The following is an 11,878-nucleotide window of genomic DNA, read 5'->3' on the forward strand; positions in this document are numbered from 1 at the left end:
TGGTAATTAGTAATTTTGAAAAAAGCATTATGCACGACTAATATTTCGTTTATTTTGTTCCGTATAAAAACAAAAAAAATATGTAGGTTTGTAGGCTAACTAATTTAAATTAAAAATTCCTATGGAATATTTAGAATTTGAACTTCCAATAAAAGAGCTAGAAGCACAATTAGAAAAGTGCGAAATTATAGGTAAGGAAAGTGAGGTAGATGTTACGGAAACCTGTAAGCAAATAGAAAAGAAATTAATTGCTACTAAAAAAGAAATATATAAGAATTTAACACCTTGGCAGCGGGTTCAAATGTCTCGTCACCCTAGTAGGCCCTACACGCTAGATTACGTGAAGGCGCTTTGTGGCGAATCGTTTTTGGAACTCCATGGCGATAGAAATGTAAAAGACGATAAAGCCATGATTGGCGGACTCGGAAAAATTGGCGATCAAAGTTTCATGATTATTGGGCAGCAGAAGGGGTACAATACCAAAACCCGCCAATACAGAAATTTTGGAATGGCCAATCCTGAAGGCTACCGAAAGGCTTTACGCTTAATGAAGTCTGCCGAAAAATTTGGTATTCCTGTTATTACCTTCGTAGATACCCCAGGTGCGTATCCTGGTTTGGAAGCCGAAGAACGGGGGCAAGGCGAGGCTATAGCTAGAAATATTCTGGAAATGACCCGTTTAAAAGTGCCTATTATTACCGTTATTATTGGCGAAGGCGCTTCGGGAGGCGCGTTAGGAATTGGCGTAGGCGATAAGGTGTTAATGCTTGAAAACACCTGGTATTCGGTTATTTCACCAGAGTCCTGCTCATCCATTTTATGGCGAAGCTGGGAATATAAAGAACAAGCGGCAGCTGCCTTAAAACTTACGGCAACAGATATGAAGCGCATGAAATTAGTAGATCAAATTATTAAGGAACCACTGGGTGGTGCCCACAAAGATCGTGAAAGCACATTCTTATCCGTTCAAGAAGCTATTTTAAAATCTTTTGAAGAACTTAAAAACTTATCACCAAAAGATTTGGTAAAAACCAGAATGGATAAATATCTTGAAATGGGTGTCTTTAAAGGCTAATCCTTTTCATACTTTATACTCTTAAAATCTGAAATATGTAGTTTCAGATTTTTTTATGCTTATTAACAATAAAATCAACTTATTAACAGTTAAATTGTTAACTTACGGTTAACAACGTAACGGTGCCAAAGCTGTTATTATAGCTTTGTTTTAATTACTTTCGCTAACATGAATCAACCAAAGCAAATAAAAGGGTATCCCATAGATAAAAGCACTCTAGTAAGCCTAGAGAAAGGTAAAATTCCACCTCAAGCTGTTGATTTAGAGGAGGTTGTGTTAGGTGCAATGATGATAGATAAAAAAGGTGTCGATGAGGTTATTGATATTTTAAGCCCCGAAGCCTTTTACAAAGAAGCGCACCAACATATTTTTGAAGCTATTTTTCAGCTATTCGAAAATAGTGAACCAATAGACTTATTAACCGTTTCTAGTCAATTAAAGAAAAATCAGAAACTAGATGTTTCAGGAGGCGATTTTTACCTCATTTCTTTAACACAAAAGGTATCATCTTCGGCACATATCGAGTTTCATGCACGCATTATTTTGCAGAAATTTATTCAACGCAGTCTGATAAAAATTTCCAGTGAAATAATTGAAGACTCCTATGATGAAACACAAGATGTTTTTGATCTTCTAGATAAAGCCGAGTCCAAACTTTACGAAGTTACCCAAGGTAACATTAAAAAATCGAGCGAAACGGCACAAAGTTTAGTTATTCAGGCTAAAAAGAAAATTGAGGAAATATCAAATAAAGACGGCTTAAGTGGTATTCCAACCGGTTTTACCAAGTTGGATAAGTTAACGTCGGGCTGGCAAGAAAGCGATTTAATTATTGTGGCGGCGCGTCCAGGTATGGGTAAAACAGCTTTAACGCTTTCCATGGCGCGTAACATTGCAGTAGATCAAAACATTCCAGTTGCGTTTTTCTCGCTGGAAATGGCTTCAGTTCAGCTTATTATGCGTTTAATTTCTAGCGAAACGGGGTTGTCTTCAGAAAAACTTCGAACTGGAAAACTGGAAAAACATGAGTGGGAACAACTAAACGTAAAAGTAAAAGATTTAGAAAAAGCGCCCTTGTTTATAGACGATACGCCATCCTTATCCATATTCGATTTGCGTGCAAAAGCCAGACGTTTAGCGTCGCAGCATGACATTAAACTTATTATGGTGGATTATTTGCAATTAATGACTGCTGGTGGTAGTCAGAAAGGAGGAAACCGTGAGCAAGAAATATCCACTATTTCCAGAAACTTAAAGGCATTAGCAAAAGAACTAAGTATTCCGGTTATTGCCCTGTCGCAGCTATCGCGTGCCGTTGAAACACGTGGCGGTAGTAAGCGTCCGTTATTGTCCGACTTAAGGGAGTCTGGAGCCATTGAACAAGATGCCGATATTGTTAGCTTTATTTACAGGCCAGAGTACTATAAAATAGACGAATGGGACGACGATGAACGATCGCCTACCGAAGGTCAAGCCGAATTTATAATAGCCAAACACAGAAATGGTGGATTGGATAATATTCGTTTGAAATTTATTGGTAACCTAGGTAAGTTTGACAATTTGGATGATTTTGATACACCATTCGATCATGAATTTCATTCTAAAATGAACGAAGCTGCCAACGATAATACCTTTAAATCTGATCATTTTCCTTCGGCAAACGATGCCTTTGGTGGGCCAGACGATGACGATGTTCCTTTTTAAAAGAGGTTTTAATTCGTATGTTGTACCAATGTAATTGTTATTAGGATAGTTTCGAAAATGTTGCAGGTTTTTGGAAGCAAACAGCTTTTTTTCTTGTAATTTTGCAGTTTTCTAAATCAGGGTATTTTTATGAATCAGTTGCGCACAACCAACTTACTATTAACCATAATTGTAATTCCGATAGTATTTTACTTATTAAAAATATTGTCCTTTATTTTTATTCCTTTAATTTTTTCCATGTTTGTGGCTTTACTGTTTTTACCACTAATGCGCTGGCTTGGGAAAAAAAATATCCCAAAACCAGTTAGTATTTTGGTCGTGGTTTTATTAATTGCAGCAGGATTAAAAATTGGTGCCGAACTGGTGCAGCTTTCCAGTAGAGAAATATTAAACTCGGAAACTGAATTTTTTGTAAAAGCCGAAGACAAGTTGGATGCCTTACTGCTTACCATTCAAGATACATTTGGTGTTGAAATTGATAGTAAAGAAAGTCTGGTTAAAAACTTTATTCACGAGGAATCCATTAGTTTAACCTTGGATTTTGTGCGTAAAACGGTTACCATGATTTTAATGACGGCCTTTTTTGTTGTCCTATGGTTGGCAGAATCCATAAACATTCAGCGTGCTCTAAACAATACCCTTTTAAAACTTAAACACACGTCTGTAAAAACGTTTTTAAAAATTGAAAAGGATTTAATAAAGTTTGTAAAAGTTAAGTTTTTAGTTAGTTTGGCAACCGGTATAGGAACCGGCTTGGCATGTTTGTTTTTTGATGTTAGCTTCCCTATTTTTTGGGGTTTATTTGCTTTTCTTATCAATTTTGTTCAAATGGTTGGCTCTATTATTACGGTTGTATTGCTGTCTGCTTTCGCCTTTATAGAGTTAGATCCAACCAGTATATTATTCTTTTTCATCCTTTCCATAACCGGTGTACAAGTGTTATTTGGATCTATTTTAGAGCCTGTTTTTATGGGTAAATCTTTCTCATTAAATATTATTACTGTATTGGTAATGCTTATGTTGTGGGGCTTTATATGGGGTGTACCCGGCTTAATTATGGCCATTCCTATTACGGTTTTCATTAAAATTATGTTGGAGCAGTTTAGTAGCACCAAAGTAATAGCTAGTTTATTGTCCGGCGAAAATTAAGGTATTGGCAGGTTAATTTTTTTTTAAATAAATTTGAAAGGTGCTTATTTTCTGTATCTTTCAACTATGAAAAAGTTAACATTCTTATTGCTACTGTTTTTATCGCTTAATAGCTTTGCCTCCTATATTTTAATTCCTATGGATGCGGAAAGCCAAAAAAATCATCTTAAGGCTTATGGTATTACGTACTGGACACTTAATAATCAGGTTAAGGTTAATTGGTTATTAAACTACAGAGGTGGGTCCTTTTTAATGCCCGATACAGAACGTATAAGACGCGAGTGCCAAATACGGGGTGTTTCTTTTGAAGTTGTATCCAATGCCAAAGCGGAGGCAATTTTATCTGAAATTGCAAGTCCGAGTAAAAATATGGAGTCTGTAATTTTAGAAAAAGCGCCTAAAATCGCCGTGTATTCGCCAAAAGGAAACTTACCATGGGACGATGCGGTTACAATGGTTTTAAGCTATGCCGAAATTCCTTACGAAACAATTTACGACGAAGCGGTCTTAAACGATGCCCTGTTACTTTACGATTGGCTGCATTTACACCACGAAGATTTTACCGGCCAATACGGAAAGTTTTATGGTAATTATAAAACGGCCGCTTGGTATATTGAAGAGAAAAAAACAGCCGAGTCCGAGGCCTTACGCATGGGCTTTAGCAAGGTTTCTGAACAGAAACTAGCAGTGGCCAACAAAATAAGAGAGTATGTAATTGGCGGCGGATTTATGTTTGCCATGTGTAGTGCAACCGATAGTTTTGATATTGCACTGGCCGCCGATGGTGTAGATATATGCGAACCTATGTTTGATGGCGACCCCAGCGAGGCCAATTACCAAAGTAAACTTGATTACAGTAGGACTTTTGCTTTTACCGATTTTATTTTAGAACGCAATCCAAATGTGTACGAATTCGCCTCTATAGATATGACCAGTAGGCGTCAAATTCCAAAAATGACCGATTATTTCACTCTAATGGACTTTTCTGCCAAATGGGATCCTATTCCAACCATGCTTTGTCAAAATCATACGGCTTTAGTTAAAGGTTTTATGGGGCAAACAACGGCCTATAACCGCGATCAAATTAAAGCAAACGTATTGGTTATGGGCGAAAACAAAACCAATGGCGAGGCCCGGTATATTCACGGTGTTAAGGGGAAAGGGTTTTTTACCTTTTATGGAGGGCACGATCCGGAAGATTATACGCATAAAGTTGGCGACCCTAAAACAGAATTAGATTTATACCCAACCTCTCCAGGTTACAGGTTAATTTTAAATAATGTTTTGTTTCCTGCAGCTAGAAAGAAGAAACAAAAAACTTAAAATGAAGTTTTATTTTACACTTCTTTTATCGTTTACAAGCCTTGTGCTATCCGCGCAAAACAACGCCATATTACATCATGGAACGCGTTTAATTTACGAAAATAAATTAGATGACGCCATATCCTACTTTAACGCTCAATTAGCGAAATCCACACAAGAAAAGGTGGAAATTGGCCTGCTTTTTGGTTTAGCCGATGTTTATAAACTACAATTAAATTATTCTAAAACCTATAATTACCTGCAGCAAGCTAAAGCAAAAATTGACCTTGTAAATGCCAGCGATTTAGAATTTTTATATCATGTAAAAATGATGGAGTTTTATAGAAAACGAGGGTTATATGCAGACGCTATAAAAAATCAGCAGGAGGCGCAAAGAATTTTACATAACACCCATATTCCTGATGCTTATAAAGCTGCTTATTATGGCAGACGTGCTGCAATTTTTTCCCAGCATTTTGGTCAGTTAGATTCTGTTTTGGTATACGCTAATAAAGCGTTGGATTTGGCAAAAAGAGCTAATGATTTAGATACTATTTTTTATGCATCTTTAGAAATAGCCAATGTGTATTACAGGCAAAACAATTTGCAAGAAGCTTTAATCTATTTTAAGCAGTTATTGGATTTTGCCCAGAGCAATAAACTTATTCAGCACCAGGCAGATGTGTATATAAATTACACAAATGCGTTAATTAAAAATAAGGATTTGGATGAGGCGCTGCAAATTTCTTTAGAAGCCCTAGCGTTCACAACAAAACATCATTTAGCGTATAATAGTATCATTATAAGCACCAATATTTTTGAAACTTACCAAAAGTTAAATAACTATAAGAAGGCTTACGAATACCTTTTACTACGCTCTAAATTAAAAGAAAAATACGATTTTCAGGAATACGATCGCTTTGTCTTGGAGTTGGAGGAGCGCCATAAACTAAAGGAAAAGGAAAATCAGATTAGGATAAATCAGTTGGAAATAGCCCAGAAAAATAAGGCCTTGGCCTCTAGTAGAACCAATTTCTATATTGGTATGGGTATGTTTTTATTAGCCATATTTGTTATTTGTCTCACAATTTATTTTCTTAAAAAAGCGAAAAAAAGTAATAAAAAACTTCATAAACTCTCTACAGAAAATGCCTTTCTTCTTAGTGAGGCCAATCACCGCATAAATAATAATTTGCAATTGGTAGTTATCCTTATTACCGATCAGTTAAAAAAAGCAAGTACTCAAAACAAATTTCAGCTTCAAAGTATTTTAACAAAGGTAGATGCTATTTCAATGCTGCATAAACACTTATATAAGCATGAAGATAAAAAGCGGGTTGATGCGTGTACATATCTGAACGATGTAAATAGTAGTTTTCATGAGGTTTTTAAGGAGCAGAAAATAACTATGATTTTTCATGCAGATGCGGTTAAAATTCCAATCGATTTTGCCATGTACTTTGGGTTATTGTTTACCGAGTTGGCTATTAATTCTGTAAAACATGCTTTTACTAACCAAACCAATAAACGTATTTTATTTGAGTTGCGGTATAAGGAGGCTACCCTACATTTTAATTATCAGGATAATGGCCAAAACGCTATAAACGCTGCAATAGCCCCCAAATTAATTGATAAAATATGCCGACAGTTGCAAATAGTATATATTATTGATACGGCCACAGGTTTTATGTTTTCATTTAAAAAGAATTATAAAAATGAAGGAGTATTTACAAACTAAAATACTTATTGTTGAAGATGATATACTCATTGCCGATTATATTGCTGAAATTTTACAAGACAATCAGTATTGTAATGTAAAAATGGCCCATAATGTAGAATCTGCACAATACCAAATGCGCCTGTTTAAACCAGATATTGTGTTAATGGATATAAATTTGGAGGGTACGAATGCGGGAATTGAATTGGCTAAACAAAAAAACAATGAAGCTGCGGTTATATTTGTTACTGGCCAGTTAGACGTACATTTAATGGGGCAGGCCTGCAAAACAAATCCGGTTGCTTATTTAACAAAGCCCATTAAACCATTGGATGTGTTGGCAACAGTAAATTTAACTATCCAGAAAAAACAATTGCAAACCTTTCAGTTTAAAGATGGTTACGACTTGGTTAGTCTTCCGTATTCTGATATTATTTTTATAAAGGCGAACGGTAATTATAGCAATATTTGTTCTGGGTCTAAAAAATACACTATCAGGCAGTCGTTAAACGCTATTGCAAAGCAATTGCCTATAGATACGTTTAAACAAACACACCGGTCGTATGTAATTAACACAACTTATATCCGCCGTGTTTCGGCTAATTCCATTTTGGTGGATACGCAATTAATTCCCTTGTCTAGAACCTACGCAAAACAGTTTAGGCAGTAGTTTGCATACAAAATGGCGTGTTTTAACACATAAATTATCAATTTAATTAGCCCAATAGTATCTTTACTTTTGTAAGCTATTAATTCCAGTGGGAAACCATTTTAGTTAGAAAAGGTTTTAAAGGGAACCTTTTATTTGATTAAAGGCAGCGAGAACCAATTGTGGTTGTTCGCTGTTTTTTTTGGCACAAAAAAAACCGAATCAGGAATGATTCGGTTTAATAATAAGCGAAATATGTTTTACAATAGGCGAAACGCCTTATTTTACTTTATTTACTACAGCCGCAAACGCTTCTGGGTTATTCATAGCTAAATCTGCTAAAACCTTACGGTTTAATTCAATGTTATTAGCTTTTAGTTTACCCATAAACTGCGAATAAGACATACCGTGTTGTCTGGCACCAGCATTAATACGCTGAATCCATAGTGCGCGGAATGTTCTCTTTTTGTTTCTGCGGTCTCTGTACGAGTATTGCATCGCTTTATCAACCGCATTTTTGGCTACTGTCCAAACGTTTTTACGTCTTCCAAAATAACCTTTGGCTTGTTTAATAACTTTTTTTCTTCTGGCTCTTTTGGCAACAGAATTGACTGATCTTGGCATAATTTAAATTTTTTTGTAGTAGGCGATCTAATTTAGATTCTTTTTGAGCCTAACTCCAGGGTTTGTAATTAATTTTAACCGAACGTTTTTACAATTATTTTAATCGTAATTGTTCTTTAATGCTGTTTTCATCGTTGGCATGTACCAAAGTACTATGCGTTAATGCTAACTTGCGCTTTTTAGATTTCTTTGTTAAGATATGGCTCTTAAAAGCGTGCTTTCTTTTTATTTTACCAGTACCAGTTAGTTTAAATCTTTTTTTGGCACTAGATTTTGTTTTCATTTTAGGCATTTGTTTTCCTAGTTTAAGTTATTTCGCTTACTATATGTTATTCAAACTTGGTTTTGTATCCAAGCTTTGTTTATTTCGTTTTTTTTGGGGCAATAAACATAGTCATTCGTTTACCTTCTAATTTAGGCATTTGTTCAACCTTACCTAAATCTTCTAAATCCTGTGCTAAACGCAATAATAAAATTTGGCCTTGTTCTTTAAAAACAATAGACCGTCCTTTAAAAAACACAAAGGCTTTTAATTTTGCGCCCTCTTGCAAAAACTTTTCGGCGTGTTTCTTTTTAAATTCATAGTCGTGATCGTCTGTTTGCGGACCAAAACGAATTTCTTTAACAACAACTTTCGAGGCTTTTGCTTTTAAAACCTTTTCACGTTTCTTCTGTTCGTAAAGAAACTTTTTATAATCCATTACTTTACAAACAGGAGGATCCGCCTTAGGTGAAATTTCAACAAGGTCTAAACCTTGTGCATCGGCAATGGCCAAGGCTTCTTTGGTTGGATAAATTCCTACTTCTACATTATCACCTACTAAACGCACTTTTTCATTTCTAATTTTAGAATTGATTCTGTGCTGATCTTCTTGATTTACTCTGCGAGGAGCTTGTCTTCTTCTACGTATTGCTATGGCTTTATAATTTTAGTTTAACTTATTTTTTAAAATTGCTTTAAGGTTTTTTCTATTTCGCTATTTAACAGGGTTTTAAAGTCTTCTATGGTAATCATACCCAAATCTTCCCCACCATGCTGGCGAACAGAAATTTTATTTTCTTGTTCTTCATTCTCTCCAACAATAATCATATATGGGATTTTTTTCATTTCGGCTTTCCGAATTTTCTTACCCATCGTTTCATTTCTGTTGTCGATTAGGGCGCGAATTTCGTTATTTTCTAGCACATTTAAAACTTTTTGAGCGTATTTTTCATATTTTTCACTAATAGACAGCACAATAACCTGATCCGGTACTAACCATAACGGGAAATTTCCTGCTGTATGCTCCAGTAAAATAGCAACAAAACGCTCCATACTGCCAAACGGTGCGCGATGAATCATAACGGGTCTGTGCAGTTCGTTGTCGCTACCTTTATAAGTAAGATCAAAACGCTCGGGTAGATTGTAATCTACTTGTATGGTTCCAAGTTGCCATTGTCTGCCTAGGGCATCTTTTACCATAAAATCTAGTTTTGGGCCATAAAATGCGGCTTCACCTGTTTCAACAACATAATTTAAATTTTTGTCTTTGGCAGCGTTAAGTATGGCAGCTTCGGCCTTTTCCCAGTTTTCGTTACTACCAATATATTTTTCTGGTTTTTCTGGGTCTCTTAAAGATACCTGTGCTGTAAAGTTTTCAAACCCTAACGAGCCAAATACGTATAAAACCAAATCAATGACATCCTTAAATTCTTTATCTAATTGATCTGGCATACAAAATATGTGTGCATCATCTTGAGTAAAGCCTCTAACACGTGTTAGTCCGTGTAGCTCTCCACTTTGTTCGTATCTGTATACCGTGCCAAACTCGGCAAAGCGCTTTGGTAAATCTTTGTAGGACCACTGGTTGCTATTGTATACTTCGCAGTGGTGTGGGCAGTTCATGGGTTTTAATAAAAATTCCTCGTCTTCTTTAGGTGTTAAAATAGGTTGAAAACTGTCCTCTCCATATTTGGCGTAATGGCCAGAGGTTTCATAAAGTTCTTTTTGCCCTATATGGGGTGTAATAACCATTTCATAACCTGCTTTTTTCTGTGCCTGTTTCAGGAAGTTTTCAAGACGTTCACGCAGAGCAGCCCCCTTTGGAAGCCACAATGGTAACCCTTGTCCTACTTTTTTCGAAAATGTAAACAGTTCTAACTCTTTGCCTAATTTTCGGTGATCACGCTTTTTAGCTTCTTCAAGAAGTTGTAAATATTCTGTTAGTTCTTTTTGCTTCGGAAAAGAAATACCATACACACGTGTTAACTGCTTGTTATTTTCATCACCTTTCCAATAGGCACCGGCTACACTTAGTATTTTAACTGCTTTTACAATTCCTGTATTTGGAATATGGCCACCACGGCATAAATCGGTAAAGGTATCGTGGTCGCAAAAGGTAATGGTGCCATCTTCTAAATTACCAATTAAATCTAGTTTGTATTTGTTAGAATCGCGGTAATAGGCTAGCGCTTCTAGTTTTGACACTTCACGCATGGTAAATTCGTGCTTTCCGCGCGCAATTTCCAACATTTTATCTTCAATACGCTTAAAATCTTTATCCGATATGGTTTCGTCTCCTAGATCTATGTCGTAATAAAACCCATTTTCTATTGCTGGCCCAACCCACAATTTTGCATTTGGATACAGTATTTCTATAGCTTGTGCCAAAATATGAGCAGAGGAGTGCCAAAACGCTTTTTTACCTTCTGGGTCATTCCAGGTGTATAATACAAGACTACCATTTGTGGTTAAAGCGGTTTTGGTTTCAACAATGGTGTCGTTAAATTTTGCTGAAATAACGTTTCTTGCTAATCCTTGACTAATGCTTTTTGCAATATCCATTGGGGTAGTGCCGGGTGCAACCGACTTTATACTGCCATCTGGTAAGGTAATCTCTATCATTATATATGGTGTAAATTTTGAAGCGCAAATATAAAGGGATAAATATTTACATACAATATATATAGGTCTATTAATTTGTAAAAGATGTAATTCGTTTTATGTTTAAAGTCACAATATGGTGTTTGGTTTTTAGTTTTGTTGAAATTGGACAATGCTTTTTTAGTTATATTAAAATTGCAATAGGTGTTTTTATGTAAATGAAAGCTGCCGGTTACATCTAAAAGTGAAAAATTTTAATTATATTTATAAGCTGTTTTTACCTCAAATTAAAAGTAGACGCTTTTTAGACGGTGTTAGAGGGGATTTTCTTTAAGCAACCCCACGAAATGAACAGCGGGTAATGCGATAAACACGACGCTAACGGTCTGTAATTCAAAACGCTTGAATATTGTGGTAAAAAATTATTGAAAAAGCTTTGTAGGAAGCAAAAAAAGGTTTCATATTTGCAGCCGCTAACGCAGGGTATAGAAATGATGCGTTAGGATCTTTGACAAGCGGGTTATTAGAAGTTGAAAACGGTTTAAAAAACATTTTCAAAAAAAAGTAACAAAAAGCTTTGCAGGAATAAAAAAGGTTGTATGTTTGCAGCCGCTAAAAACGGCAGTGTTTTTAGAGACGATCATGACAGTTTTGTTATTTAAATTTAGGAGTAAAAAAAGTTATTTTTTTTTAAAATTAAATTTGGTGGGTAAGAAATAAAGTTATTATATTTGCACCCGCTTAAGCGACAAGCTGGAAACGGTTTTTGTTGCGCGAGTAACAAGAAAGAAGATA

Annotated in this window: 10 protein-coding genes; 6 read left to right on the forward strand and 4 right to left on the reverse strand. The window is 35.6% G+C overall.

Annotated features, from left to right (window positions below; genetic code table 11):
* Positions 1–121: 121 nt before the first annotated feature.
* The 6 genes from ACFSQP_RS12500 (at position 122) to ACFSQP_RS12525 (ending at position 7,617) form a co-directional block, all read left to right on the forward strand.
* Positions 122–1,075 (forward strand): acetyl-CoA carboxylase carboxyltransferase subunit alpha, encoded by a 954-nt coding sequence (locus ACFSQP_RS12500; RefSeq protein ID WP_376895019.1) that lies wholly within the window; start codon positions 122–124, stop codon positions 1,073–1,075.
* Between the two features lie 168 nt (positions 1,076–1,243).
* The gene (gene dnaB, locus ACFSQP_RS12505; protein WP_376895021.1) at positions 1,244–2,779 is read left to right on the forward strand and encodes a replicative DNA helicase; all 1,536 of its coding nucleotides are present in this window, start codon (positions 1,244–1,246) and stop codon (positions 2,777–2,779) included.
* A gap of 129 nt (positions 2,780–2,908) precedes the next feature.
* Positions 2,909–3,928, forward strand: coding sequence for an AI-2E family transporter (locus ACFSQP_RS12510; RefSeq protein ID WP_376895023.1), 1,020 nt, complete (start codon positions 2,909–2,911; stop codon positions 3,926–3,928).
* Positions 3,929–4,066: 138 nt separating this feature from the next.
* Positions 4,067–5,251 (forward strand): asparagine synthetase B, encoded by a 1,185-nt coding sequence (locus ACFSQP_RS12515; RefSeq protein ID WP_376895039.1) that lies wholly within the window; start codon positions 4,067–4,069, stop codon positions 5,249–5,251.
* A gap of 1 nt (position 5,252) precedes the next feature.
* The gene (locus ACFSQP_RS12520) at positions 5,253–6,968 is read left to right on the forward strand and encodes a sensor histidine kinase (protein WP_376895025.1); all 1,716 of its coding nucleotides are present in this window, start codon (positions 5,253–5,255) and stop codon (positions 6,966–6,968) included.
* Positions 6,946–7,617, forward strand: a complete 672-nt coding sequence (locus ACFSQP_RS12525) for a LytR/AlgR family response regulator transcription factor (RefSeq protein ID WP_376895027.1) — start codon at positions 6,946–6,948, stop codon at positions 7,615–7,617. The genes ACFSQP_RS12520 and ACFSQP_RS12525 overlap by 23 nt, the downstream gene beginning before the upstream one ends.
* A gap of 258 nt (positions 7,618–7,875) precedes the next feature.
* Here ACFSQP_RS12525 and rplT read toward each other — a convergent pair whose 3' ends face one another.
* The 4 genes from rplT to thrS form a co-directional block, all read right to left on the reverse strand.
* Positions 7,876–8,220: a 50S ribosomal protein L20 gene (gene rplT / locus ACFSQP_RS12530; protein ID WP_376895029.1), complete on the reverse strand. Its 345-nt coding sequence runs from the start codon at positions 8,218–8,220 to the stop codon at positions 7,876–7,878.
* A gap of 94 nt (positions 8,221–8,314) precedes the next feature.
* Entirely contained in the window at positions 8,315–8,512 is a 198-nt protein-coding gene (rpmI, locus tag ACFSQP_RS12535) for a 50S ribosomal protein L35 (protein ID WP_376895031.1), read from the reverse strand.
* A 70-nt stretch (positions 8,513–8,582) separates the two neighbouring features.
* Complete coding sequence (gene infC, locus ACFSQP_RS12540) at positions 8,583–9,137, reverse strand: translation initiation factor IF-3 (protein ID WP_376895041.1); 555 nt, start codon at positions 9,135–9,137, stop codon at positions 8,583–8,585.
* A gap of 29 nt (positions 9,138–9,166) precedes the next feature.
* Positions 9,167–11,104 carry a threonine--tRNA ligase gene (thrS, locus tag ACFSQP_RS12545; protein WP_376895033.1) on the reverse strand — a complete coding sequence of 646 codons (1,938 nt, stop codon included), beginning with the start codon at positions 11,102–11,104 and terminating at the stop codon, positions 9,167–9,169.
* Positions 11,105–11,878 lie beyond the last annotated feature (774 nt).

Origin of the sequence: Bizionia sediminis (assembly GCF_042684585.1) — a bacterium.
Taxonomy (GTDB): Bacteria; Bacteroidota; Bacteroidia; order Flavobacteriales; family Flavobacteriaceae; genus Algorimicrobium; species Algorimicrobium sediminis.